This window comes from Escherichia sp. E10V10, assembly GCF_004211985.1.
In the GTDB taxonomy this organism is placed as follows: Bacteria; Pseudomonadota; Gammaproteobacteria; order Enterobacterales; family Enterobacteriaceae; genus Escherichia.
In genome coordinates, this window is record NZ_RHJO01000004.1 from 75,376 (window position 1) to 100,321 (window position 24,946).

A 24,946-nucleotide genomic window follows, 5' to 3' on the forward strand; every position below is an offset into this window, starting at 1 on the left:
GATGCGACTATTTAACTGGCGACGCCAGGCGGTGTTAAACGCTATGCCACTGGTAAAACCTGACCAGGTACGTACACCGTGGCATGAATTCTGGCGGCGTTTTCGCCGTCAGCATATGGCGATGGCCGCCGCACTGTTCGTCATTTTGCTGATTGTGGTGGCAATTTTTGCCCGTTGGATCGCCCCCTATGATGCCGAAAATTTTTTCGATTATGACAACCTAAATAACGGCCCTTCTTTGCAACACTGGTTTGGTGTCGACTCGCTGGGGCGTGATATTTTCAGCCGTGTCCTGGTCGGCGCGCAAATCTCGCTGGCGGCGGGTGTGTTTGCTGTCTTTATTGGTGCGGCGATCGGTACGCTATTGGGCTTACTGGCGGGATATTACGAAGGCTGGTGGGACCGATTGATTATGCGTATTTGCGATGTTCTGTTTGCCTTCCCGGGTATTTTACTGGCGATTGCTGTTGTTGCGGTGTTAGGAAGCGGTATTGCCAACGTAATTATCGCAGTCGCCATCTTTTCCATTCCGGCTTTTGCCCGTCTGGTGCGCGGCAACACGCTGGTGTTGAAACAGCAAACTTTTATTGAATCGGCGCGCAGTATTGGTGCCAGCGACATGACCATCTTGTTGCGCCATATCTTGCCCGGGACTGTCTCTTCCATTGTCGTCTTTTTCACAATGCGTATTGGCACTTCGATCATCTCGGCTGCCAGCCTTTCATTTCTTGGCCTGGGGGCGCAGCCGCCGACACCAGAATGGGGGGCTATGCTCAATGAAGCGCGAGCGGATATGGTCATCGCGCCGCATGTGGCGGTTTTCCCGGCACTCGCTATCTTCCTTACCGTGCTGGCTTTCAACTTGCTGGGCGATGGCTTACGCGACGCGCTGGACCCGAAAATTAAAGCATAGCCACGGCAGAATATTGCTTAAAAATGTAATGGCGTCATAGGAAATTATTGCTATACGCAAATGTTGTAACTTTCTGCCGATTTTGTAGAATCAGGTAATTGGGTAAATATGCTGCTGTAAAAGTCTATTTATGCAGCGAAGTAGCGTACTGATAGTTATTTTGTTACGTGTATTAACATGCTTAGTTTATACGAAAAAATAAAGATAAGACTGATTATTTTATTTTTGTTGGCTACGCTGTCATTTATTGGTCTTTTTTTCATCATTAACTATCAGTTGGTATCGGAAAGGGCGGTAAAACGTGCCGATAGCCGCTTTGAACTTATTCAAAAAAATGTAGGTTATTTTTTTAAAGATATTGAGCGTGCTGCCTTAACGTTAAAGGATTCGCTGTATTTATTGAAAAACAGTGAGGAGATTAAACGTGCCGTCATTCTGAAAATGGAAATGATGCCATTTCTGGATACGGTAGGATTGGTGCTGGATGATGATAAATATTATCTCTTTACCCGTCGGGCGAATGATAAAATCATTGTTTACCATCAGGAAAAAGTAAATGGGCCACTTGTCGATGAGGCAGGACGCGTCATCTTTGCCGACTTTAACCCGTCCCAGCGGCCCTGGTCGGTGGCATCAGACGACTCGGGTAGTAGCTGGAATCCGGCCTACAACTGCTTTGATCGGCCAGGGAAAAAGTGTATCTCTTTTACTCTACGAATTAATGGCAAAGACCGTGACTTACTGGCGGTTAACAAAATTCATGTTGACTTAAACTGGCGCTATCTGAATGAATATCTTGATCAAATCAGTTCGACTGATGAAGTGCTGTTTTTGAAACAAGGCCATGAGATCATCGCCAAAAACCAACTCGCCCGTGAAAAACTGATTATTTATAATAGCGAAGGAAACTATAACATTATTGATTCTTTCGACACGGAATATATCGCAAGAACATCAGAAGTTCCAAATAACGCGTTGTTCGAAATATATTTTTATTATCCCACAGGTAATTTATTTAACGCATCGGATAAACTCTTTTATCTACCATTTGCATTTATTATTATCGTATTGCTGTTGGTTTACTTAATGACCACGCGTGTGTTTCGTCGACAATTTTCCGAAATGACAGAACTGGTCAATACGCTGGAGTTTTTGCCCGATTCTACTGAACAAATGCAGGCGCTGAAAATCCGTGAAGGCGATGCGAAAGAGATTATCAGCATCAAAAATTCCATAGCGGAAATGAAAGATGCCGAAGTTGAACGTTCGAATAAACTGCTCTCGCTAATCTCCTACGATCAGGAGAGTGGTTTTATCAAAAACATGGCGATTATTGAATCTAATAATAGCCAATATCTGGCCGTCGGGATCATCAAACTGTGCGGACTGGAAGCCGTCGAAGCTGTGTTTGGCGTCGAGGAACGCAATAAAATCGTCAGGAAACTGTGTCAGCGAATTGCCGAGAAATATGCGCAATGCTGCGATATAGTGACATTCAATGCCGATCTCTATTTATTATTGTGCCGGGAAAATGTACAGACGTTTACCCGCAAGATAGCGATGGTAAATGATTTTGACAGCAGCTTTGGTTATCGTAATCTGCGTATACACAAATCTGCCATTTGTGAACCTTTGAAAGGTGAAAATGCCTGGAGTTATGCCGAAAAACTGAAACTGGCGATCTCCAGTATCCGTGACCATATGTTCTCTGAGTTTATTTTCTGTGATGACGCGAAACTCAACGAAATTGAAGAGAATATCTGGATTGCGCGTAATATTCGCCATGCAATGGAAATAGGCGAACTATTTTTAGTCTATCAACCGATTGTTGATATGAAAACCAGAGACATTGTCGGCGCAGAAGCATTATGCCGCTGGATCTCTGCGGAACGAGGAATAATCTCACCGCTGAAGTTTGTTACGATTGCTGAAGATATTGGGTTTATCAATGAGCTTGGCTATCAAATTATTAAAACCGCAATGCGTGAATTCAGGCATTTTAGCCAGCGTGCGGCCCTGAAGGACGGTTTCTTACTGCATATTAATGTTTCGCCCTGGCAGCTAAACGAACCACACTTTCATGAGCATTTTACAACTATCATGAAAGAGCATGATCTGCAGGCAAATAGCATCTGTATTGAGATCACTGAAACAGTGATCGAACGAATTAATGAACATTTTTATCTCAATATTGCACAACTGCGTAAACAAGGGGTAGGGATATCGATTGATGACTTTGGCACAGGGCTGTCAAACCTGAAACGTTTTTATGAAATTAACCCTGACAGCATAAAAGTAGATTCACAATTTACCGGCGATATTTTCGGCACCGCGGGAAAAATTGTACGCATTATCTTCGACCTGGCACGCTATAACCAGATTCCGGTGATTGCAGAAGGCGTTGAGAGCGAAGAGGTTGCGCGTGAATTAATGAAATTAGGCTGTGTTCAGGCCCAAGGGTATCTGTACCAGAAGCCTATGCCATTCTCTGCCTGGGATAAAAGTGGAAAGTTAGTAAAAGAGTAGTTTAGGTATGTCCAGAATCAATAAATTCGTACTTACAGTCAGTCTGCTGATTTTTATTATGATTTCGGCAGTTGCCTGCGGGATCTACACTCAAATGGTGAAAGAACGGGTGTATGGCCTGAAACAGTCCGTTATTGATACTGCTTTTGCGGTGGCAAATATTGCTGAATATCGGCGTAGTGTGGCAATTGATCTCATCAATACGCTAAATCCTACGGAAGAACAATTGCTGGTTGGCTTACGCACAGCCTATGCCGATTCGGTTTCTCCTTCTTATTTGTATGATGTTGGACCTTATCTGATTTCCAGTGATGAGTGTATTCAGGTAAAGGAGTACGAGAATAACTATTGTACTAATATCATGCAGGTGGTTAAGTATTTGCATGTTAAGAATACGGGGTTTATCTCTTTTGACGGTAAAACCTTCGTCTATTATCTCTACCCGGTTAGCCATAATCGTAGTCTGATATTTTTGCTTGGGCTGGAGCGCTTTTCTTTACTGTCAAAATCACTGGCAATGGACAGCGATAACCTGATGTTCTCACTTTTTAAGAATGGCAAATCGGTTACTGGTGATGAATATAACGCCAAAAACGCCATCTTCACTGTTTCGGAAGCGATGGAGCACTTCTCCTATTTGCCGACAGGATTGTATGTGTTTGCCTATAAAAAAGACGTTTATTTTCAGGTATGTACGTTGATCATCTTCTTTGCCGCATTGGTGGCGGTTATATCAGGGGCCAGCTGCCTCTATCTGGTACGCAGAGTGATCAATCAGGGCATTGTTGAAAAAGAAGCCATTATTAATAACCATTTTGACCGCGTGTTGGACGGTGGGCTTTTCTTCTCGGCGGCGGATGTCAAAAAACTCTACAGCATGTATAACTCAGCGTTTCTTGACGACCTGACCAAAGCGATGGGCAGAAAATCCTTTGACGAAGACTTAAAAGCCTTGCCGGAAAAAGGCGGATATTTGTGCCTGTTTGACGTCGATAAATTCAAGAACATTAACGACACCTTCGGCCATTTGTTGGGCGATGAAGTGTTGATTAAGGTTGTGAAAATCCTTAAATCACAAATTCCGGTGGATAAAGGCAAAGTCTATCGTTTTGGCGGCGACGAATTTGCGGTGATATATACAGGTGGAACGCTGGAAGAGTTGCTATCGATATTAAAAGAAATCGTTCATTTCCAGGTGGGGAGCATTAATTTAAGCACCAGCATCGGCGTAGCACATTCAAATGAATGTACCACCGTTGAACGGCTGAAAATGTTGGCAGATGAGCGACTGTATAAGAGCAAGAAAAACGGCAGGGCGCAGATTAGCTGGCAATAATGTTTATTAGCAGGCCGGGAAAATAAATTTGCCCGGCCTGGCATTAATTAAACCCGACTACCCCACAAATCGTACTCATCGGCATGCTCGACTTTCACACGCAGGATGTCGCCCGGCTTAACGTTGGTTTCACCGTTGAGATAGACCGCGCCGTCGATTTCTGGCGCATCAGCCATACTGCGGCCAATCGCGCCTTCTTCATCCACTTCGTCGATGATCACCAGAATTTCACGGCCAACTTTCTCCTGCAGGCGCTCGGCGGAAATCAGTTGTTGCAGTTGCATGAAGCGATTCCAGCGTTCTTCTTTCACTTCTTCCGGGACCTGGTCCGGCAGAGCATTGGCATCTGCGCCTTCAACCGGGCTGTATTTAAAGCAGCCAACGCGATCCAGACGTGCTTCTTTCAGGAAGTCGAGCAGCATCTGGAAATCTTCTTCCGTCTCGCCAGGGAAGCCGACAATAAAGGTTGAACGCAGGGTCAGTTCTGGGCAGATTTCACGCCATTTTTTGATACGCGCCAGTTGGCGATCCACCGAACCCGGGCGCTTCATCAGTTTGAGAATGCGCGGGCTGGCATGTTGCAGCGGAATATCCAGATATGGCAGGATTTTGCCTTCAGCCATCAGCGGGATAACGTCATCCACGTGCGGATAAGGGTAAACGTAGTGCAGACGTGTCCAGATCCCCAGTTTCGATAACTGTTCGCACAGGCTGACCATGCTGGTTTTTACCGGCTCGCCGTTGTGGAAGCCAGTACGGTGTTTAACATCTACGCCATAGGCGGAAGTATCCTGGGAAATCACCAGAATCTCTTTAACGCCCGCATCAACCAGACGTTTCGCTTCGCTTAATACTTCGCCAATCGGGCGGCTCACCAGATCGCCGCGCATTGAAGGAATAATGCAGAAGGTACAGCGGTGGTTACAACCTTCGGAAATCTTCAGATAGGCATAATGACGTGGGGTCAACTTAACACCCTGTTCCGGCACCAGGCTCAGGAACGGATTGTGTTTCGGTTTTGGCACGTAATGATGAACGTGCTCCAGAACCTGCTCGTAGCTATGAGGCCCGGTGATTTCCAGCACTTTCGGGTGGACTTCGCGGATCTGATCTTCTTTTGCCCCCAGACAACCAGTCACAATCACCTTGCCGTTTTCATTCAACGCTTCGCCAATGGCTTCCAGAGATTCTTGCACCGCGCTGTCAATAAAGCCGCAGGTGTTAACGATCACCATATCCGCGTCGTCATAGCTCGGTACAACGTCATAACCTTCAGTACGCAGTTCGGTCAGAATGCGCTCTGAATCGACAAGGTTTTTCGGGCAGCCAAGGGAAACAAAGCCGATTTTCGGCTGGGGAGTTACTTTGCTCATAGCTTAAAAAATATTCAGTTACAGGAAAGGTCAGGGCAGGGATTCTACAGAGTTCTGGATAAAATTTGTATCGTAATCTGGTCAACAGGTGAGGAAAACGCCCCAAATATCGGGGCGCAAATGATTGTCATGCTACTGGGTTTTCAGTTAGCGCCTCCGCAGGCTGGCTGCTGGATTTGTCCCGCAGCGTAAAGACCGAAATAATCGTGAAGCAACCGGCAATCGCCCCCAGGATTAGATAGGTTTCAGCAAAGCCAATGGTGTCATACAGATAGCCGGCAATGGGTGAATAGATTGCCGTGGCGATGGATGCCACAAAAAGCACCAGCAGGTATACCGTCGAAGAGAGTTTATGATCAAAGTTAGCCGCGATAAATTTAAACACAGACACCAGGATCAGTGGTTTTTCGATGGCGTGCATCATTTTAACGGCCGCAATCCACACAGGTCCCAGTTGGATAGCTGAACCGGCAATGCGTAGCGACATAATGGTTCCGGCAATCACTAATGCCCATTTGGCGCCAGTGCGGTTAACAAACCACGGCATCAGACAGAGAAATAAGGTTTCTCCACAGACCTGGACAGAAGCCAGAATTCCGTACCAGCGATTGCCTTCTTCTGGCGTCGGAAATTGCAGCGAAAAATATTGTGCGAATTGTTGATCGTAGGTGTCATAAATTTGCGTTACGAACAGAGTGAACATCAATAAAAACCAGAACTGACTATTTTTCGCCAGTTCAAGCGCATGGATAGCTTTCAGCGAATTGGTTTTTTCAATTTCCGCCTCGGTCAGTTCAATTTTGGTAAACATAAAGCAGATTGCGGCGATCACAATGGCACAGCTTGCCAGCCAGAAAGAGAGATTAGGGCTGGTATCAATGTATTTACCCACAATCCACGCGGCGGCAGCCCATCCCAGAGAGCCCCACATTCTTACGCGACCATATTCAAAATGATAACGGCGCGAAACTTTATCTATCCAGGAATCCAGAACGCCACAGCCAGAATTAAAAATGATCCCCAGGTAAACACCACCCAAAACAGCGCCCAGCCAGAAGTTATGAACCAGAAGCGGGGCATACACATAAATAAAGAATGGGCCTACGGGAAGTAATAATGCGACGAGGATCCAGATGAGTTGTTTCTTAAGACCAAATTTATCGGAGATGAAACCGAAGAACGGCTGCATTAATAACGCAATGAAAGCATTAACGGAATAAAGCAATCCTGTGCGAGTGGCGGTAATTTCCAGATGCTGTGTCGTCCATATGACAAAAAATGCCATCGTTGCCGACCAGGCGAAGAGGTACAGAAAATCGAAAATACTGAGCAAAATATAATTACGTTTACCGGGCAATAACATAGCCATATCCTCAATCACTGGCGTTGGGTCATTTACCGTTGGCACAGGCATTAGCTGTGCTTACTGGTTATTGTTTTGGTATGCATCTCCTGAAATGTCATACGTTAACAATTTCATTTTTACTCTGACCCTGACCGCGATGATTAGGCAATGTGTTAAATGAATGTTTGAGATTTACATCACAATTATTGCTGATAATAAAAAAGATTTAGCGAAACAGATCACTAAATCTTTTTATGCGAACGTATTACTTTTATGCCTTTCGTGTTAGCTCATCTGCCAGTGTGCGAAGGTGTTCAGCAATATTCATCAGATCAGTCTGTGGTGAGTGCAGGGGACCAGCAGAGTTACGCACGACCAGGCGACTGGGAAGGATGGTTGAAGAGCGGAGCATCGCGTGTTCATCGTCCGGCTGTAAAATTTGTTGAACGGCAATTTTCCCTTGTAAATCAAAGTCGATTGCGACGGTCGTTAGCGAAGGTTCAAAAAACGCACTCTCATAGGTGTCGTCATAGCCTATGACAGAAATATCTTGCGGGATTTTACGTTTTTGTTGATGTAAGGCGCTTAATGCCCCCAATGCCATCTGATCATTGGCTACCAGAAGAGCGGTCGCCTGTGGTGTTTCACGTAGCATCTGTAACGTCGCCAGATAGCCACTTTGAGCGTCCCAACGACCGTAATGAATGGCCAGCGGCGTCAGTTGGAGTGAAGCGAGTGTGTCGCGCCAGGTATTGAGTCGTAGCCGCGCGGGTACTGAATTTTCAGGGCCAGAGATCAAGCAAAATTGACGATGCCCCAAATCGTAAAGATGTTTCACGCTGGCGCGTGCACCTTCTGCGGGATTAAAGGTGACGTTAAATACCGGGCTATAAGGGTCCACGTCGAGAAACAGACACAATACATCGCTGTTTTCAGTAACCAGTGTTTCAGCCAATGCCGTTTCCAGTGGTGCGTTGATAATAATCTTTGTTACCCGTTGTGCTTTTAATTCATTAATTGCAGCCTGAATACCTTTAATATCAACATCGTCAATCATGGATATCAGCACCTGATATCCCTGTTCTCCGGCATATTTTTTCACTGCTGCCGCAATTTGCGAGGGGGCATGCAGGGCAAGTGAAGTTGTAACCAACCCGACCGTTTTGCTCTCTTTCCCTACCAACTGTTGAGCTACGCGATTTGGAACGTACTTAAGTTCGGCGATGGCTTGTTCAATTTTTTGACGTGTTTTTGCAGACACGTTCGCTGAATTGTTAAGCACCCTCGACACTGTCTGATAAGAAACATTGGCATGACGAGCAACATCGGCAAGGGTTGCAGCTTTGGTTTTCATATTCGCCCCGGCTAAAAGATTTGTCACAGTATACCGCAGTGAATGTCATACGTATCACGCTCACCTGTCTCAGTGCCGGTAAGCTGAACCGACGAACCTGTTTGAAGGGAAAAACGCGTACTTGATCACATTCCTGCCGGACATTCCTTGCATAACGAAGCAATAAATTACTAGATGACAGTATTGTGAACGAATAACATTTTTTGTCTGTTTAAAACAATTCAGGAGTCAGCATGGACAAGTACCCACCGATTATCCCCAGAGCCCCATGGTTACTTCATGGAGCTGATTACAATCCGGAGCAATGGTTACATGTCCCTGGGATTCTGGAGAAAGATATCGCCATGATGCAACAGGCTGGTTGTAACACCATGTCGGTGGGCATTTTTAGCTGGTCAATACTGGAACCCACAGAGGGTGAGTATCGCTTTGACTGGCTGGATGAGGTGCTGGATAAACTTCATGCTGGTGGGATCTCTGTCTTCCTCGCAACACCAAGCGGAGCCAAACCCGCCTGGCTTGCTGCTCGTTATCCGGAGGTTCTGAGAGTTAGCGCCTCACGCGAGAAAATGCTTCACGGTGGTCGCCATAATCACTGCCTTTCTTCGCCAGTGTATAAAGATAAAGTGACGCAAATTAACCGTAATCTGGCGCAGCGATACGCCAATCATCCGGCGGTTCTGGGATGGCATATCAGTAATGAGTATGGCGGAGAGTGTCATTGTAATGGATGCCAGCAGGCGTTTCGCCGTTGGTTGCAGACGCGTTACACCACTCTTGAGGCGCTTAATCAGGCATGGTGGACTGGCTTCTGGAGCCATACATACAGTGACTGGTCACAAATTGAATCTCCTTCCCCAATAGGTGAAATGTCCAACCACGGTTTGAATCTTGATTGGCGGCGCTTTGTCACATCGCAGGTAAAAGAGTTCTATCAAATGGAAATCGCGCCGTTAAAAGCTGAACGCCCCGATTTACCTGCGACGACCAATTTTATGTGGTATTTCAATGACTACAACTACTGGGCATTAGCCGAAGTGGTTGATTTTGTGAGTTGGGATAGCTACCCCATGTGGCACAAACAGGAAGATGAACGCGCCGTAGCCTGTAAAACAGCGATGTATCACGACCTGATGCGTACCTTGAAAAATAAACCGTTTATTCTGATGGAATCCACGCCCAGTCAGACAAGCTGGCAGCCAACCAGCAAATTGAAAAAGCCGGGAATGAATATTCTTTCTTCCTTACAGGCCGTCGCTCACGGCGCAGACGGCGTGCACTATTTTCAGTGGCGTAAGAGTCGTGGTGCCGTGGAGAAGTTTCATGGTGCGGTGGTTGATCACGTCGGTCATCTGGAGACGCGTACCGGGTGCGAAGTCATACAACTGGGGCAACGGCTGGCTCATCTTAAACAATTGGTTGGGACGAAAACGCAGGCCAAAGTTGCCATTATTTTCGACTGGGAAAACCGCTGGGCGGTCAATGATGCTGCCGGGCCGCGCAATTGCGGGATCCACTACGAACAAACGGTAGTGGAGCATTACCGACCTTTCTGGGAGCAGGGCGTGGCGGTCGATATTATCAATGCTGATTGTGATCTTACGGGTTATCAGTTAGTTATCGCCCCAATGCTCTATATGGTTCGCGATGGATTTGCTGCTCGTGCTCGTGCCTATGTCGAAGCTGGTGGCAATTTTATCACCACTTACTGGTCCGGGATTGTCAATGAAACCGATTTATGTCACTTGGGTGGGTTCCCTGGCCCGTTGCGTGACCTGATGGGCGTATGGGCTGAAGAGATTGATAGTCTTAATGATTATCAGCATAACGAAGTTATCTGCGAGCCGAATGCGTATGGACTGCAGGGGCAATGGCAGGCACGGGAATTATGTGCGGTTATTCACGCCGAAGGTGCTCAGGTTCTGGCGCGCTATGGTGAGGATTTTTATGCGGGTACACCTGCGTTAACGGTAAATCACGTCGGACAAGGTCGTGCTTTCTATGTGGCTTCGCGTAATGATGCGTCATTTCATCAAGCGTTTGCCGCGATGTTGATCAACACACTTCATCTCCCAAAAGCACTTGCTACTGAACTTCCTGCTGGCGTTATTGCAACGCGTCGGACAGACGGCGCTCAGGAATGGGTTTTTGTACAAAATTACACTGCTCATGTACAAAATGTTGTGCTTCCTGGAGCGTGGCGAGTGGCGGAAACGGGCAAGGCTTGTTCACAAGAATTAGAACTGGCGCCGTGGGGATGTGAGGTACTGGAAAGAGAAATAATGTAAATTCTTATTAATAAGATGTGAAGTATTGATCCTTGACAGCATTTTGCTCAAAAAATGGCCATACTATTTAATTGCAATAAGGCTGGAAAGAGGAGGATCGAAGTATGTTCGTTGACAGACAGCGAAGCGACCTGCTGAACCGGTTGAAAGACGCACAAGTTGACCTCGCTGCATACGTGCATCTGAGGAAGGCCAAAGGATACATGTCCGTCAGCGAAAGCAATCATCTACGAGATAACTTTTTTAAACTGCATCGCGAATTGCACGATAAATCGCTGCGGTTGAATCTTCATCTGGATCAGGAAGAGTGGGGTGCTCTTCATCACGCTGAAGAAGCATTAGCGACAGCCGCAGTATGTTTGATGAGCGGGCATCATGATTGCCCGACTGTTATTACCGTCAACGCCGATAAGCTTGAAAATTGTCTGATGAGCTTAACGCTGAGTATCCAGAGCCTTGAAAAGCACACCATGCTTGAGCAGGCCTGAAAACTAAGGGGGAGAAAGCATCTCCCCCTTCATGTTTAAGTTTATGTAAAAATGCATTTGTTGCGCTTTTGACTGACTACGCTTTAAGCCAGAGTCAATCCGGAGGCGTTATGCATCGACAATCTCTTTTCCTTGTGACCCTTTTCTGTGTTTCTTCCGCTCTCTGGGCGGCACCTGCAACGGTAAATGTCGAAGTATTGCAAGACAAACTCGACCATCCCTGGGCGCTGGCCTTTTTACCCGATAATCACGGTATGTTAATCACGCTGCGTGGTGGCGAGTTACGCCACTGGCAAGAAGGAAAAGGATTATCTGCGCCGCTGGCTGGTGTGCCGGAAGTCTGGGTGCACGGGCAGGGAGGCTTGTTGGATGTAGCTTTAGCGCCTGATTTTGCCCAGTCTCGCCGCATCTGGTTAAGTTATTCGGAACAGGGAGATGATGACAAAGCCGGTACTGCCGTAGGTTATGGCCGTTTGAGCGATGATCTGACAAAAATAACGGATTTCCGCACCGTTTTTCGTCAGATGCCTAAGCTTTCTACCGGTAACCATTTTGGTGGACGGTTGGTATTTGACGGCAAAGGTTATTTGTTTATTGGTCTGGGGGAAAACAATCAGCGCCCGACGGCGCAGGATCTGGATAAATTACAGGGCAAACTGGTGCGTCTGACCGACCAGGGCGAGATCCCGGATGATAATCCTTTTGCAAAGGAATCCGGTGCGCGCGCTGAGATCTGGTCTTACGGCATTCGTAATCCGCAAGGGATGGCGATGAATCCGTGGAGCAATGCGCTGTGGCTGAATGAGCATGGTCCGCGCGGTGGTGATGAAATTAATATCCCGGAAAAAGGCAAAAATTACGGCTGGCCGCTGGCATCCTGGGGCATCAATTACTCGGGACTTAAAATACCGGAAGCGAAAGGGGAAATCGTTGCCGGAACCGAACAACCGATTTTCTACTGGAAAGATTCGCCTGCCGTGAGCGGTATGGCCTTCTATAACAGCGACAAATTCCCCCAGTGGCAGCAAAAATTATTTATTGGCGCGTTAAAAGACAAAGATATCATCGTGATGAGCGTCAACGGCGACAAAGTGACAGAAGATGGCCGCATATTAACGGACAGAGGGCAGCGAATTCGTGATGTTCGCACTGGGCCCGACGGTTATTTGTACGTATTGACCGACGAGTCCAATGGCGAATTACTGAAAGTAAGTCCACGTAATAATTAGCTAACGGGGATCATCACCACTTTACGCACTGCGGGGCGTTCAGTGAGCTGTTGATACCAGCGTTCCAGATTTGGACGCGGTGTCCAGGTCAGAGCGACGTTAAACAAATTGTAGATAAACGGTGCAATAGCGATATCACCCACGCCAAATTTATCACCAGAGAACCATTTCACTTTTGCCAGTTCCGCATCAAGAAGGGCAAACAGAGCGTCGCATTCCTTGCAACTGGCATCAATGGCGGCCTGGTCGCGCTCTTCAGGTGGTGTTCTGACCAATCCCATCAGGATCCCGCGATGGGCATTACTGAGCGTCTGGTTTGCCCAGTCCATCCATTTTTCCGCTTCTGCACGACGTGCTGGCGAGTCGATCCACAAGCGGTTTTGCCCGTACTGTGCTGCCAGGTAGCGGACAATGGCGTTCGATTCCCAGAGAATTAAACCACTTTCGTCGTCGCGCAACAGCGGCACCAGCCCGTTGGGATTCATCGCCAGAAAGTCGGCGTCATGGTTTACTCCAAACTCACGGCCCGCGAGAATTTGCTCATAAGGTAGATCCAGTTCTTCGAGCGTCAGCAACACTTTTTTTACGTTGGTTGAATTATTCCGACCCCACAGCGTAATCATACTCACCCCTTTTTACACAGGCAGCCACAGGCTGAACAGGACTCTGATGGTGGAGTAAAGTTAACTTTTAAGCAACAGTTGGTAAAAAAATGACGCCAGAAGCAGCGAAGCGGCAGGATATTGCATAAACTTTAAAAACTTTACCAACTTACGGTTTCTTTAAGTTTGTGTGTGCGTTATTAATCACCGAACTTATCATACGGCGATATAACGTATTTTTTTTGAATGGATACTCGGGTGGCATTTATGACGCAATACTCCTCTCTCCTTCGTGGTCTTGCAGCGGGTTCTGCATTTTTATTCCTTTTTGCCCCAATGGCATTCGCGGCGGAACAAACCGTTGACGCGCCGAGCGTGGATGCGCGTGCATGGATTTTAATGGATTACGCCAGCGGAAAAGTGCTGGCTGAAGGTAATGCGGATGAGAAACTGGACCCAGCCAGTCTGACCAAAATCATGACCAGCTATGTGGTTGGGCAGGCGCTCAAGGCCGATAAGATTAAACTCACCGATATGGTGACGGTCGGTAAAGATGCCTGGGCGACGGGGAATCCGGCGCTGCGCGGTTCATCGGTGATGTTCCTCAAACCGGGCGATCAGGTTTCGGTGGCCGATTTAAACAAAGGCGTGATTATTCAGTCCGGTAATGACGCCTGTATTGCGCTGGCTGATTACGTCGCGGGCAGTCAGGAGTCATTTATTGGCTTGATGAATGGTTATGCTAAAAAATTGGGCCTGACCAACACCACCTTCCAGACGGTGCACGGCCTCGACGCACCGGGGCAGTTTAGTACCGCACGCGATATGGCCTTGCTGGGCAAAGCGTTAATCCACGATGTACCGGAAGAGTACGCCATTCATAAAGAGAAGGAATTTACCTTCAACAAGATTCGCCAGCCTAACCGTAACCGTCTGCTGTGGAGTAGTAATGTCAATGTCGATGGCATGAAGACCGGTACTACGGCAGGAGCCGGTTACAACCTGGTGGCCTCCGCGACCCAGGGCGACATGCGTTTGATCTCTGTGGTACTGGGAGCGAAAACCGATCGTATCCGTTTTAATGAGTCCGAAAAGTTGCTCACCTGGGGCTTCCGTTTCTTTGAAACCGTGACACCAATTAAACCTGATGCCACCTTTGTGACCCAGCGAGTCTGGTTTGGCGATAAGAGTGAAGTGAACCTCGGTGCTGGCGAAGGCGGATCGGTGACTATTCCGCGTGGACAACTGAAAAACCTGAAAGCCAGTTATACATTAACCGAACCGCAGCTCACCGCACCGCTGAAAAAAGGCCAGGTCGTCGGAACCATTGATTTCCAGCTTAATGGTAAATCTATTGAACAGCGTCCGCTGATCGTAATGGAGAATGTGGAAGAGGGGGGATTCTTTGGTCGGATGTGGGATTTCGTGATGATGAAATTCCATCAGTGGTTTGGTAGCTGGTTCTCTTAATCTTGAGATGACCGGATGACGCGTTGACGTCATCCGGCGATGCTTAATTAATACATTAACTTAATACGCTGCGTTTGCGCGTACTTCACATACTCATCTTCCGGACTACGATCGCTTACTACGATATCAAAGCGTTTCAGGTCGCCCATGCGCGCCGGACGTACTTTACCAAACTTACTGTGGTCGACAACCAGCACATGCTTTTGCGCCATCGACATAGCCCAGTGTTTTACCGGCAACTCTTCAAGATTAAAACAGGTTGCGCCTTTTTTGATATGTACACCCGCAGCGGAATAAAAAGCGATATCCGGACAAAAATTATTCAGCGTTTGTTGAAAATCGATAGGTTTGAAGATGGCGTTGCTGGCGTGAAATTCTCCACCACTAAGAAACGCCCGGCAATGTGGTTTCTCTTGCAGCGCCAGAAAGGTATTTAGTGAATAACAAACGGCGGTGAAAGGGATTTCATTATCAATCGCTTCAATAATCCAGGGCGTAGTGGTGCCGCAGTCAAAAAAGAGGGTCTGACCGGGTTCTACCAACGTCGCGGCCAGTTTCGCAGCGCGGCGTTTTTCTTCCACCAGACGGGATTTTTGGTCGCTTAGCAGGTAATGGCTGGCGCTGCGTGGTTCGAGAACGATATAGCCGCCGAGTAATACGACGGGGGCGCTGTTGTTATTCAGGTCGCGACGAATCGTCATCTCTGAAACCCCAAGTAGGGCGGCGGCGTCCTTCAGATGTAACTTATCGCTGCGTTTTAATTCCTGGAGTAATTGCCCGATGCGCTCTTCGCGACGTGTTTCCATATTCCCTCTGAATAGTTATTGAAGCGAGCCGCCTGATATTACACGTTTTATCCGAAATCAGCCACGTACCCAGCCTTTACGGATCGGTAAGGCGAAACAGAAGCGATACCACGATTGCAGTCGCTGGTAGAGCATCGCCCCCGCAGCTTGCCAGATAATCTGCGCGCTAAGGCAACCAATCATTCCCGCTAACAATCCACCAAGCATATCCAGTGGCCAGTGGACGCCAAGGTAGACCCGCGACCAGGCAATAATTACGGCCAGCACCATGAGAAGCGATCCGGACCACAAACGATGCCAGATTAAAAATGCCAGAGCGAAGGTGAAGATCACTGTGCCGTGATCGCTCGGGAAAGAGTCATCCGCCGCATGGTGCAGGAAGTTATAGCCGATATTCTCGACAAACGGGCGGTCATGCGGAAATAAATGACCCATCCCCCAGGAAACAAACAGACTTACAGCCAGTGCGATCGCTATTTTTATCACTATCTGCCGTTGCGCCGTACGTCCCCACAGCCAAAGTACCCCGGCCAGTAGCGGCACCACAGTAATCAAATCTTTGGCAATAAAAATCGCCAACGAGATCATCCACGGAGAAGAATCTGGCGTGGCATTAATTAGAGAGAATAATGAGTAATTGAGATTTTCCAGCATAACTTCCAGACTCATAAGGTGTTTAATGGGGAGCCGTCAGGCAAGGCGGTGAGAATAAGGTGCATGTTAAACAGGGTAAAGCGGCATCGTCTTATTTCTCATAAGCGGCCCGTATTACGTGAAGTAATGGTAACGCGCGGTAGTTAAATAAAGCTTAAAAAAAGAGAGTCTAATCGCCGATTAATGTAAGAATGTGCTTAAGGGGCAAAAATTGCTTTCTCGTTAGCCGCGCTTTTATTAAACTTTGCGCGATTATTATTGGCGAAGAAATTGCATGCAAAATAGATTAGCTAATGGTGCCAGACTTGGACGTCAGGCATTACTTTTCCCTCTCTGTCTGGTGCTCTACGAATTCTCAACCTATATCGGTAACGATATGATTCAGCCCGGTATGTTGGCCGTGGTTGAACAGTACCAGGCGGGCATTGATTGGGTTCCTACCTCGATGACCGCGTACCTTGCGGGTGGGATGTTTTTACAGTGGCTGCTGGGGCCATTGTCGGATCGTATTGGTCGCCGTCCGGTGATGCTGGCGGGCGTAGTGTGGTTTATCATCACTTGTCTGGCGATATTACTGGCGCAAAACATTGAACAATTCACGCTGTTGCGCTTCTTGCAGGGCATAAGCCTCTGTTTCATTGGCGCTGTGGGTTACGCCGCAATTCAGGAATCCTTCGAAGAGGCGGTTTGTATCAAGATCACCGCGCTGATGGCGAATGTGGCGCTGATTGCTCCGCTACTCGGCCCGTTGGTGGGCGCGGCGTGGATCCATGTGCTGCCCTGGGAAGGGATGTTTGTATTATTTGCCGCATTGGCAACGATCTCCTTCTTCGGCCTGCAACGTGCCATGCCAGAAACCGCCACGCGTATAGGCGAGAAACTGTCGCTGAAAGAGCTCGGGCGTGACTACAAGCTGGTGCTGAAGAATGGCCGCTTTGTTGCGGGGGCGCTGGCGCTGGGATTCGTTAGCCTGCCGTTGTTGGCGTGGATCGCCCAGTCGCCGATTATTATCATAACCGGCGAGCAGTTGAGCAGCTATGAATATGGTTTGCTGCAAGTTCCCATTTTCGGCGCATTAATTGCGGGGAACCTACTGTTGGCGCGACTGACCTCGCGTCGCACCGTACGTTCGCTGATCATTATGGGCGGTTGGCCGATTATGATTGGTCTGTTGGTCGCCGCTGCGGCAACGGTCATCTCATCGCACGCGTATTTGTGGATGACCGCTGGGTTAAGTATTTATGCTTTTGGTATTGGTCTGGCGAATGCGGGACTGGTGCGTCTGACGTTGTTTGCCAGCGATATGAGTAAAGGTACGGTTTCTGCGGCGATGGGGATGTTGCAAATGCTGATTTTCACTGTCGGTATTGAGATCAGTAAACACGCGTATCTGAACGGCGGCAATGGTCTGTTTAACCTCTTCAACCTTGCCAACGGAATTTTGTGGCTGCTGCTGATGTTTATCTTTTTAAAAGATAAACAGGTAGGAAATTCGCACGAAGGGTAAAAAAATGCCTGATTGCACAATGCAATCAGGCATTTTCGTATTAATGGTGATGGTCATCGATCTGATGTTCGATAACCATTCCTTCGCCAACGCTGGCAAGGTGACGAACATACGGATGTGGACGGTAAGCTGGAGCAGGAGTCGGGGCCACATAGACGGTTTGCGGCACAGTAGCGACACTGACTGCTTGTGGAACGCTGACAGAATCAGGGACCACTACCACTTTGTATCCACTCGGCACATCGACGGTAACACTTTGCGCCATCGTTGCACCGGCAAAGCTCATGAGAAACGCGCCCAGCAAAACATAATTCTTCATAATCATTTCGCCTGAAATAATTCGGTGAGTTAATTTCTGCAAATTATGCAGCCTTCATTCAGGCGTTGTGTTGCCGGGCGTGCTGCCGTTTTATTGATTAAATGGCGCTTCGTGTTTAAGAACTTTATCAATCACGTCCAGTACGCCTTCACGATTATTGGAACCTGCACGATATTTCGCCGCTGCAACAACCGCGCTGCCGGCATTTTCCATTGCGAAGCTGTATCCTGCCTGACGCAGCATCTCAATATCATTACCGCCATCGCCAAAGACCACGACTTCGCTGTCGTCTATTCCCCATAATTTCTGGAGTTGACGCAGACCATTGGCTTTATGCACGCCGGGGATGATTAAATCGATGCTGCCGTTGCCGGTATGCACTGGCACCATAATATCGCCGATGGCTTCATGTAATGCTTTCTGCACTTGTGGAATCAGTTCATCGGAAAGATTCAGGCCAAACTTGAAGAAGATATCTTCTAAGTTGTCAAAGTTATCGACGTATTCCAGACGGTGATAATACATTTCCGCCACAGTTTTCATGGCATCGTCATATTTTTTGAGGGTATAGGCGCTATTTTTACCGCAGGCAATAATCTCCACTTCCGGGCGCGTCAGCAAATGCGCCACGACAGTGGCAAAAGCATCTTTCGATAGCTCACCATTAAAAACATCTTTGCCTTCGCTCACTACCCAGCCGCCATTTTCCGCCACAAAAGCAATTTCATCGGCAATTTCGGGGAAGAATGAGATCAACTGATAATATTGATTCCCGCTGGCAACCACAAAGCGAATACCTTGTGCTTTCATCTGCTGATATTGGGCCATAAACCGCTCGCGGTTATAGGTTTTTTGATCGCTTAAGAAAGTACCGTCCATGTCTACCGCAATTAATTTAATGCCCATCAACTATTCTCCATCGCAGTCTGCGTTTTTGTATTGGGTTTGGCGACGGCTTTTGCGACGATAGCCGCGAGAATAACCAGCGCCAGTACAACCAGCATTGCACTACGTAATCCATAATGTTCGCCGAGATAGCCCAGCAGTGGCGGCCCGACGAGGAAAGCCAGATAACCGGTCGTGGCCACTACGCTGACACGGGTTGGCGCGTCGGGGCCGGTATCACTGGCGGCTGAAATGGTCAGCGGGAAGCCCAGCGAGGCACCCAGTCCCCAAAGAACGACAGATACCCCGGCGACCCAGGCGCTATCAACAAAAATAATTAGCCCGATACCCAACGCACCCATTAGTGCACTGGCACGTACCACGGCAACGCGACTGTAGCGATCAATAAACCAGCCGCCGGTAAAACGTCCAACGGTCATCCCCAGGGTAAAACCGGCATAAATCAGCGAGCCGGAAGTAGGGCTAAAACCGTGACCATCAACCATTAATAAGGGTAACCAGTCGTTGGCAGAACCTTCTGCAAAAGCCATTGCCAGCACCACGACACCAATTAATAGCAACTGAATATCGCGATAAAAAGGAACCCCTTTTTCACTATGCTGCGTGCCATCAGCAGCATTTTTTCCCGTACCGTCAGGGATTGCCTGAATAGCGATATAAATAGGCGCGATGCCCACCAGCGCCGCCAGCAAAATGTGAACAGTTGCCGGAATGCCAAAGGCCGTCAGCGCCATCCCTACACCAGCCCCCGCCAGCGTACCGAGACTGTAGAAGCCATGCATCATCGGCAAAACCGTTTTATTCATTTCTCTCTCAACGGCAGCACCTTCAACGTTTATCGCCACTTCTGCGGAACCAAAACTGGCGCCAAAAACGCCAAGACCAACGGCAAAGAGCACAGGAGATGTCAGCCAGAGCGCCAGACTTAATATCATCATCCCTATCAATGCGCAGGACATCGTGACCAGGATGACATTACGCGTCCCAAAGCGTTTTACTAACCACGCCGAGCAGAGAATACCGCTCATCGAACCGATCGACAGACCAAAGAGCACTCCGCCCATTTCGGCGATAGAGACAGAAAGAATGTCGCGGATAGCGGGCGTTCTGGTTGCCCAGGAAGCCATTAGAAGGCCCGGCAAAAAGAAGAACATGAACAGCGCCCAGGTACGGCGTTTCAAGGCATTACGTGAAGAATTTACTGTCATAGATCACGTCAAAAAAAGAAGAGAGAAGACAACCTTAGCAAGGTTGTGTACATTTGTACACAATTGCAGAGAGAGGAAATGACATGCGTCGCGCTAACGATCCACAACGGCGAGAAAAAATCATCCAGGCCACTCTCGAGGCGGTGAAACTTTACGGAATACATGCCGTGACGCACCGTAAAATAGCTACCCTTGCCGGGGTACCGTTAGGGTCGATGACCTACTATTTTTCAGGAATTGATGAGCTATTACTGGAGGCGTTCAGTAGCTTTACGCAGACTATGTCACGGCAATATCAGGCATTTTTTCTCGATGTCAGAGATGCCCCCAGTGCCTGCCAGGCCATCACAGAAATGATCTACAGCTCGCAGGTTGCAACGCCGGACAACATGGAACTGATGTATCAACTCTACGCGCTGGCCAGTCGAAAACCGTTATTAAAAACAGTGATGCAAAACTGGATGCAGCGCAGTCAGCAAACACTCGAACAATGGTTTGAACCTGGAACGGCCCGGGCTCTGGATGCTTTTATTGAAGGGATGACGCTGCATTTTGTCACTGACCGTAAGCCGCTATCGCGCGAGGAGATTTTACGGATGGTGGCACGAGTGGCGGGGCAGGAGATAAATTTCAGGCAACAAAAAACCCATCAACCTTGAACCGAAATGGCGGGGTTGATGGGCTCCACAAAATGGGGACATCAAAGAAAAGCAGTGGCACTAATTAAGACTGATGCCCCAAAGAAAAGTTCGCCGATTGTACAAAAAAATTTCATTTTCAGGGCAACTTCAGTTTTATCCGAGTCCTGGCCATACCATGACAATGATTGTCCCGGCCAGCGTTAGCAGTACGTTAGCTATTGCATAAGTACCCGCATAACCTAAGGCTGGGATGTTACTGCGTGCGGTGTCGCTGATGATCTCCATTGCCGGAGCACAAGTACGCGCACCCATCATCGCGCCGAACAGGAGTGCGCGGTTCATACGCAGTACATAAGCGCCGAACAGGAAGCAGATAACCACCGGCACCAGACTGACAATCAATCCGGCAATTAACATCTGACCACCGATCGCGCCCAGGCCGTTATTAATGCCGCTACCGGCGCTTAAACCAACGCCTGCCATAAACACCATCAAGCCGAACTCTTTCACCATGCTTAAAGCCCCCTGCGGAATGTAACCGAAGGTCGGGTGGTTAGCGCGCATAAAGCCCAACATAATGCCGGCGAATAACAAGCCAGCAGCGTTACCCATGCCGAAGCTAAATGTACTGAACTGGAAGGTGATCATCCCGATCATCAGGCCAATAACAAAGAACGCGCAGAATGCCAGCAGGTCTGTGACCTGGCTGTGAATCGAGATAAAGCCGATGCGGTCAGCAATGGTTTTCACACGACGGGCATCGCCGCTCACCTGCAAAACATCACCTTTATTAAGCACAACGTTGTCATCAATTGGCATCTCAATCTGGCTGCGGATGACGCGGTTAAGGAAGCAACCGTGATCGGTCAACTTTAGTTGTGCCAGACGTTTACCTACCGCGTTATGGTTTTTGACGACGACCTCTTCAGTGACGATACGCATGTCGAGAAGGTCACGATCAAAAACTTCTTTACCGTTACGGAAGCTGGGATCGAGGCGGGCATGGGCGTCTGGATATCCCACTAACGCTATCTCATCGCCCATTTGCAGCACGGCGTCGCCATCCGGATTTGCCAGAATCCCGTTACGACGAATACGTTCAATGTAGCAACCAGTTTGACGATAAATACCCAATTCACGCAGATTTTTGCCGTCGGTCCAGGCCACCAGCTCCGGGCCGACACGGTAGGCGCGGATCACCGGCAAATAAACTTTTCGGCTGGCATCGGTGTCCAGGCCACGTTCGCGAGCGATTTGTTGGGCGCTGGTCTGTAAATCCTGATGTTGCAACTTCGGTAAATAACGTGCACCGACAATTAAACTCACCAGGCCAATTAAATAAGTTAACGCATACCCAAGGCTTAGATTATCCAGTGCTGTGGAGAGCTGTCCGCTTTCCATACCGGAATGGCGTAATGTGTCGCCAGCACCGACCAGAACCGGTGTCGATGTCATGGAGCCAGCCAACATACCGGCCGTCAGACCGATATCCCAGCCAAACAGCTTACCCAACCCTAAGGCGATCACCAGCGCACTGCTAACCATCACCAGAGCTAACATTAGGTAATTTTTCCCATCGCGGAAAAAAATGGAAAAAAAGTTGGGTCCAGCTTCGACCCCGACGCAGAAAATAAACAACATAAAGCCAAGATTAAGCGCGTCGGTGTTAATGCTGAAATGTTGTTGCCCTAATAGTAACGAGACGACTAAAACGCCAATGGAATTACCCAGTTGGATTGAACCAAGTCGTAATTTTCCTAGACATAGTCCAAGCGCAAGGACTACAAATAATAACAGAATGTAATTCCCATTTAACAATTCGGCGACGTTTATATTCACGGAGACTAACTTCTTGTTTACGAGTAAGCTGTTGAAAGAAATGGTAATTTAAGATAATGTTTTTACCTGAAATCAGGGCGCGGATTCATTCAGCGCACATAAGCAATAGTAAAGAAACAATATATTTTACTAGTGTAATCACATTAAGTACCAACGGCTATAAAAATTGCGTTGGCCTATATTAGCATGGAATGCGAAGCGGCTTTATCTTACTGAACGCCATAGTGGCGAAAATGTGTTCGATAGAGGCAGTGTCAGGAGGAGCGAGTGAAACATAAACAACGTTGGGCGGGGGCAATCTGCTGTTTTGTCCTCTTCATTGTAGTGTGCCTGTTCCTGGCGACGCAAATGAAAGGCGCTTTTCGGGCTGCCGGGCATCCTGAAATCGGCTTGCTGTTTTTCATTCTTCCTGGGGCGGTTGCCAGCTTTTTTTCGCAGCGTAGAGAAGTCCTTAAACCGCTGTTTGGCGCAATGCTGGCGGCACCGTGTTCTATGTTAATTATGCGTCTGTTTTTTTCACCAACACGCTCATTCTGGCAAGAGCTGGCATGGTTATTGAGCGCCGTATTCTGGTGTGCGTTGGGGGCGTTGTGTTTCTTGTTTATTAGTAGTTTGTTCAAGTCACAGCACAGAAAAAATCAATAAAGCCCTCAAACAGAGAGGGCTTATCCGGCAATCAGGCTTCAAGATTCTCTTTCACCCAGGCAGCAAAATCGGTATAGCCGCCGATGTGTTGCTGATCGACAAAAATCTGCGGTACGGTTTCTACTGGTTTACCCGCTTTCTGTTGTAAATCTTCTTTGCTAATCCCTTCTGCACGAATATCAACATACTGATATTCAAAGTCATCGCGTTCATTACTCAGTTTGTCTGCCAACTCTTTAGCACGCACGCAGTAAGGGCAACCCGGACGACCAAAAATAACGGTTTGCATTGTTTCTCTCCTCATCTGTTTATGTCCGCCATGATTACGCCAAAATTTATTCGCTGAAAGTAGGTTTAACCTGTTGCATTGATTGCTTAAAGCTATAACTGTTAAGCACAACGCAACGAAAGGTTTTAAAATAGCAATTCACTTTGCAGAGGGAAGCTTATGCGCGCGATCGGTAAATTACCTAAAAGCGTGTTGATACTGGAATTCATCGGCATGATGTTACTGGTGACGGCGCTGCTGTCGTTAAGCCATTACCTTTCGCTTCCGGTGCCGTTTTCGACGCCAGAGATACAAATTCTGATGATTTTTCTCGGTGTTTTGCTCATGCTTCCCGCTGCGGTGGTGGTTATTCTTCAGGTGGCAAAACGGCTTGCCCCACAACTGATGAACCGTCCACTGGAATCTTCACGTTCAGAAAGAGAAAAAGATAATGACGCCAACCATTGAACTTATTTGTGGCCATCGCTCCATTCGCCATTTCACTGATGACCGCATTTCTGAGGCGCAGCGTGAGGCGATTATCAACAGCGCCCGAGCGACTTCCAGTTCCAGTTTTTTGCAATGCAGTAGCATTATTCGCATTACCGATAGAACGCTGCGTGAAGAACTGGTAACGCTGACCGGGGGGCAAAAACACGTGGCGCAAGCGGCGGAGTTCTGGGTGTTCTGTGCCGACTTTAACCGTCATTTACAGATCTGTCCGGATGCACAACTTGGCCTGGCGGAACAACTGTTGCTCGGTGTCGTTGATACGGCAATGATGGCGCAAAATGCGTTAACTGCAGCGGAATCGCTGGGGTTGGGCGGAGTATATATTGGTGGACTGCGCAATAATATCGAAGCAGTGACAGAACTGCTGAAGTTACCAAAGCATGTTCTGCCGCTGTTCGGGCTGTGCCTTGGCTGGCCTGCGGATAACCCGGATCTCAAGCCGCGTTTACCCGCCTCTATTGTAGTGCATGAAAACAGCTATCAACCGCTGGATAAAGACGCTCTGGCGCAGTATGACGAGCAACTGGCAGAATATTATCTCACCCGTGGCAGCAATAATCGTCGGGATACCTGGAGCGACCATATTCGTCGGACGATTATAAAAGAAAGCCGTCCTTTTATTCTCGATTATTTGCATAAACAAGGTTGGGCGACGCGCTAAAACCGTAACGCCGATGTATTATACGCGGGCTTTTGACCAGGTCTGACAGAGAGGT

The 24,946-nt window shown here is 48.1% G+C and carries 23 protein-coding genes; 12 read left to right on the top strand and 11 right to left on the bottom strand.

The window, feature by feature from the left end:
• Nucleotide 1 precedes the first annotated feature (1 nt).
• The 3 genes from gsiD (at nucleotide 2) to D9736_RS09120 (ending at nucleotide 4,775) form a co-directional block, all read left to right on the top strand.
• A complete protein-coding gene (gene gsiD / locus D9736_RS09110; protein WP_130205171.1) occupies nucleotides 2–913 on the top strand; it encodes a glutathione ABC transporter permease GsiD in 912 nt (303 codons plus the stop codon).
• Between the two features lie 177 nt (nucleotides 914–1,090).
• Nucleotides 1,091–3,439, top strand: coding sequence for an EAL domain-containing protein (locus D9736_RS09115; protein WP_130258178.1), 2,349 nt, complete (start codon nucleotides 1,091–1,093; stop codon nucleotides 3,437–3,439).
• A gap of 7 nt (nucleotides 3,440–3,446) precedes the next feature.
• The gene (locus D9736_RS09120) at nucleotides 3,447–4,775 is read left to right on the top strand and encodes a GGDEF domain-containing protein (protein ID WP_130205173.1); all 1,329 of its coding nucleotides are present in this window, start codon (nucleotides 3,447–3,449) and stop codon (nucleotides 4,773–4,775) included.
• Nucleotides 4,776–4,822: 47 nt separating this feature from the next.
• On the opposite strand, the gene rimO is transcribed toward D9736_RS09120, so the two are convergent.
• From rimO to D9736_RS09135, 3 genes are all read right to left on the bottom strand, one after another.
• Entirely contained in the window at nucleotides 4,823–6,148 is a 1,326-nt protein-coding gene (gene rimO, locus D9736_RS09125) for a 30S ribosomal protein S12 methylthiotransferase RimO (protein WP_130258179.1), read from the bottom strand.
• Nucleotides 6,149–6,275: 127 nt separating this feature from the next.
• On the bottom strand, nucleotides 6,276–7,511 hold the full coding sequence (locus D9736_RS09130; RefSeq protein WP_130215051.1) for an oligosaccharide MFS transporter: 1,236 nt from the start codon (nucleotides 7,509–7,511) through the stop codon (nucleotides 6,276–6,278).
• Between the two features lie 253 nt (nucleotides 7,512–7,764).
• Nucleotides 7,765–8,847, bottom strand: coding sequence for a LacI family DNA-binding transcriptional regulator (locus tag D9736_RS09135; protein WP_130258180.1), 1,083 nt, complete (start codon nucleotides 8,845–8,847; stop codon nucleotides 7,765–7,767).
• Between the two features lie 233 nt (nucleotides 8,848–9,080).
• On the opposite strand from D9736_RS09135, the gene D9736_RS09140 reads away from it, so the two are divergent.
• The 3 genes from D9736_RS09140 (at nucleotide 9,081) to yliI (ending at nucleotide 12,852) form a co-directional block, all read left to right on the top strand.
• Nucleotides 9,081–11,135 (top strand): beta-galactosidase, encoded by a 2,055-nt coding sequence (locus D9736_RS09140; RefSeq protein WP_130258181.1) that lies wholly within the window; start codon nucleotides 9,081–9,083, stop codon nucleotides 11,133–11,135.
• Nucleotides 11,136–11,239: 104 nt separating this feature from the next.
• A complete protein-coding gene (gene bssR / locus D9736_RS09145; protein ID WP_130214762.1) occupies nucleotides 11,240–11,623 on the top strand; it encodes a biofilm formation regulator BssR in 384 nt (127 codons plus the stop codon).
• Between the two features lie 110 nt (nucleotides 11,624–11,733).
• Nucleotides 11,734–12,852: an aldose sugar dehydrogenase YliI gene (yliI, locus tag D9736_RS09150; protein ID WP_130258182.1), complete on the top strand. Its 1,119-nt coding sequence runs from the start codon at nucleotides 11,734–11,736 to the stop codon at nucleotides 12,850–12,852.
• Here the strand turns inward: yliI and gstB are convergent.
• Nucleotides 12,849–13,475 (bottom strand): glutathione S-transferase GstB, encoded by a 627-nt coding sequence (gene gstB / locus D9736_RS09155; protein ID WP_130258183.1) that lies wholly within the window; start codon nucleotides 13,473–13,475, stop codon nucleotides 12,849–12,851. The two genes, yliI and gstB, sit on opposite strands and share 4 nt — an antisense overlap.
• 246 nt (nucleotides 13,476–13,721) lie before the next feature.
• Between gstB and dacC the strand changes: the two genes are divergently transcribed.
• Entirely contained in the window at nucleotides 13,722–14,924 is a 1,203-nt protein-coding gene (gene dacC, locus D9736_RS09160) for a serine-type D-Ala-D-Ala carboxypeptidase (RefSeq protein ID WP_130222153.1), read from the top strand.
• Between the two features lie 47 nt (nucleotides 14,925–14,971).
• On the opposite strand, the gene deoR is transcribed toward dacC, so the two are convergent.
• Together deoR and ybjG are read right to left on the bottom strand one after the other, a co-directional pair.
• Complete coding sequence (deoR, locus tag D9736_RS09165) at nucleotides 14,972–15,730, bottom strand: DNA-binding transcriptional repressor DeoR (RefSeq protein ID WP_130222152.1); 759 nt, start codon at nucleotides 15,728–15,730, stop codon at nucleotides 14,972–14,974.
• 57 nt (nucleotides 15,731–15,787) lie between these two features.
• Nucleotides 15,788–16,384, bottom strand: a complete 597-nt coding sequence (gene ybjG, locus D9736_RS09170; RefSeq protein WP_130215049.1) for an undecaprenyl-diphosphate phosphatase — start codon at nucleotides 16,382–16,384, stop codon at nucleotides 15,788–15,790.
• A 274-nt stretch (nucleotides 16,385–16,658) separates the two neighbouring features.
• Between ybjG and mdfA the strand changes: the two genes are divergently transcribed.
• A complete protein-coding gene (mdfA, locus tag D9736_RS09175) occupies nucleotides 16,659–17,891 on the top strand; it encodes a multidrug efflux MFS transporter MdfA (RefSeq protein WP_130205191.1) in 1,233 nt (410 codons plus the stop codon).
• Nucleotides 17,892–17,931: 40 nt separating this feature from the next.
• Here the strand turns inward: mdfA and ybjH are convergent, their stop codons facing one another.
• The 3 genes from ybjH to D9736_RS09190 form a co-directional block, all read right to left on the bottom strand.
• On the bottom strand, nucleotides 17,932–18,216 hold the full coding sequence (gene ybjH / locus D9736_RS09180) for a protein YbjH (protein WP_074399644.1): 285 nt from the start codon (nucleotides 18,214–18,216) through the stop codon (nucleotides 17,932–17,934).
• 84 nt (nucleotides 18,217–18,300) lie between these two features.
• Nucleotides 18,301–19,116 carry a 5-amino-6-(5-phospho-D-ribitylamino)uracil phosphatase gene (ybjI, locus tag D9736_RS09185; RefSeq protein ID WP_130205195.1) on the bottom strand — a complete coding sequence of 272 codons (816 nt, stop codon included), beginning with the start codon at nucleotides 19,114–19,116 and terminating at the stop codon, nucleotides 18,301–18,303.
• A complete protein-coding gene (locus D9736_RS09190) occupies nucleotides 19,116–20,324 on the bottom strand; it encodes an MFS transporter (RefSeq protein WP_130258184.1) in 1,209 nt (402 codons plus the stop codon). The genes ybjI and D9736_RS09190 overlap by 1 nt, the downstream gene beginning before the upstream one ends.
• Before the next feature lie 83 nt (nucleotides 20,325–20,407).
• Between D9736_RS09190 and rcdA the strand changes: the two genes are divergently transcribed.
• Complete coding sequence (gene rcdA / locus D9736_RS09195) at nucleotides 20,408–20,983, top strand: DNA-binding transcriptional regulator RcdA (RefSeq protein ID WP_130214746.1); 576 nt, start codon at nucleotides 20,408–20,410, stop codon at nucleotides 20,981–20,983.
• A 135-nt stretch (nucleotides 20,984–21,118) separates the two neighbouring features.
• Here rcdA and D9736_RS09200 read toward each other — a convergent pair whose 3' ends face one another.
• On the bottom strand, nucleotides 21,119–22,804 hold the full coding sequence (locus D9736_RS09200; RefSeq protein ID WP_130214743.1) for an aspartate:alanine antiporter: 1,686 nt from the start codon (nucleotides 22,802–22,804) through the stop codon (nucleotides 21,119–21,121).
• A gap of 267 nt (nucleotides 22,805–23,071) precedes the next feature.
• Between D9736_RS09200 and D9736_RS09205 the strand changes: the two genes are divergently transcribed.
• The gene (locus tag D9736_RS09205; RefSeq protein WP_130205203.1) at nucleotides 23,072–23,449 is read left to right on the top strand and encodes an inner membrane protein YbjM; all 378 of its coding nucleotides are present in this window, start codon (nucleotides 23,072–23,074) and stop codon (nucleotides 23,447–23,449) included.
• Nucleotides 23,450–23,480: 31 nt separating this feature from the next.
• Here D9736_RS09205 and D9736_RS09210 read toward each other — a convergent pair whose 3' ends face one another.
• Nucleotides 23,481–23,738 carry a GrxA family glutaredoxin gene (locus D9736_RS09210; protein ID WP_130205205.1) on the bottom strand — a complete coding sequence of 86 codons (258 nt, stop codon included), beginning with the start codon at nucleotides 23,736–23,738 and terminating at the stop codon, nucleotides 23,481–23,483.
• A gap of 159 nt (nucleotides 23,739–23,897) precedes the next feature.
• Between D9736_RS09210 and D9736_RS09215 the strand changes: the two genes are divergently transcribed.
• Nucleotides 23,898–24,185, top strand: a complete 288-nt coding sequence (locus tag D9736_RS09215) for a DUF1418 family protein (protein ID WP_130205207.1) — start codon at nucleotides 23,898–23,900, stop codon at nucleotides 24,183–24,185.
• A complete protein-coding gene (nfsA, locus tag D9736_RS09220) occupies nucleotides 24,169–24,891 on the top strand; it encodes a nitroreductase NfsA (RefSeq protein WP_130258185.1) in 723 nt (240 codons plus the stop codon). Before D9736_RS09215 ends, nfsA begins: the two co-directional genes overlap by 17 nt.
• Nucleotides 24,892–24,946: the final 55 nt, after the last annotated feature.

Excerpts from the sequence above, each read along its gene's own strand:
- bssR (WP_130214762.1), top strand. The coding sequence starts at position 11,240 with ATGTTCGTTGACAGACAGCGAAGCGACCTGCTGAACCGGTTGAAAGAC.
- ybjI (WP_130205195.1), bottom strand. The coding sequence starts at position 19,116 with ATGGGCATTAAATTAATTGCGGTAGACATGGACGGTACTTTCTTAAGC.
- ybjH (WP_074399644.1), bottom strand. The coding sequence starts at position 18,216 with ATGATTATGAAGAATTATGTTTTGCTGGGCGCGTTTCTCATGAGCTTT.
- D9736_RS09115 (WP_130258178.1), top strand. The coding sequence starts at position 1,091 with ATGCTTAGTTTATACGAAAAAATAAAGATAAGACTGATTATTTTATTT.
- D9736_RS09215 (WP_130205207.1), top strand. The coding sequence starts at position 23,898 with ATGCGCGCGATCGGTAAATTACCTAAAAGCGTGTTGATACTGGAATTC.
- gsiD (WP_130205171.1), top strand. The coding sequence starts at position 2 with ATGCGACTATTTAACTGGCGACGCCAGGCGGTGTTAAACGCTATGCCA.
- D9736_RS09190 (WP_130258184.1), bottom strand. The coding sequence starts at position 20,324 with ATGACAGTAAATTCTTCACGTAATGCCTTGAAACGCCGTACCTGGGCG.
- D9736_RS09120 (WP_130205173.1), top strand. The coding sequence starts at position 3,447 with ATGTCCAGAATCAATAAATTCGTACTTACAGTCAGTCTGCTGATTTTT.
- D9736_RS09135 (WP_130258180.1), bottom strand. The coding sequence starts at position 8,847 with ATGAAAACCAAAGCTGCAACCCTTGCCGATGTTGCTCGTCATGCCAAT.
- D9736_RS09140 (WP_130258181.1), top strand. The coding sequence starts at position 9,081 with ATGGACAAGTACCCACCGATTATCCCCAGAGCCCCATGGTTACTTCAT.
- deoR (WP_130222152.1), bottom strand. The coding sequence starts at position 15,730 with ATGGAAACACGTCGCGAAGAGCGCATCGGGCAATTACTCCAGGAATTA.
- rimO (WP_130258179.1), bottom strand. The coding sequence starts at position 6,148 with ATGAGCAAAGTAACTCCCCAGCCGAAAATCGGCTTTGTTTCCCTTGGC.
- D9736_RS09130 (WP_130215051.1), bottom strand. The coding sequence starts at position 7,511 with ATGTTATTGCCCGGTAAACGTAATTATATTTTGCTCAGTATTTTCGAT.
- dacC (WP_130222153.1), top strand. The coding sequence starts at position 13,722 with ATGACGCAATACTCCTCTCTCCTTCGTGGTCTTGCAGCGGGTTCTGCA.
- nfsA (WP_130258185.1), top strand. The coding sequence starts at position 24,169 with ATGACGCCAACCATTGAACTTATTTGTGGCCATCGCTCCATTCGCCAT.
- yliI (WP_130258182.1), top strand. The coding sequence starts at position 11,734 with ATGCATCGACAATCTCTTTTCCTTGTGACCCTTTTCTGTGTTTCTTCC.
- gstB (WP_130258183.1), bottom strand. The coding sequence starts at position 13,475 with ATGATTACGCTGTGGGGTCGGAATAATTCAACCAACGTAAAAAAAGTG.
- D9736_RS09210 (WP_130205205.1), bottom strand. The coding sequence starts at position 23,738 with ATGCAAACCGTTATTTTTGGTCGTCCGGGTTGCCCTTACTGCGTGCGT.
- ybjG (WP_130215049.1), bottom strand. The coding sequence starts at position 16,384 with ATGCTGGAAAATCTCAATTACTCATTATTCTCTCTAATTAATGCCACG.
- mdfA (WP_130205191.1), top strand. The coding sequence starts at position 16,659 with ATGCAAAATAGATTAGCTAATGGTGCCAGACTTGGACGTCAGGCATTA.
- rcdA (WP_130214746.1), top strand. The coding sequence starts at position 20,408 with ATGCGTCGCGCTAACGATCCACAACGGCGAGAAAAAATCATCCAGGCC.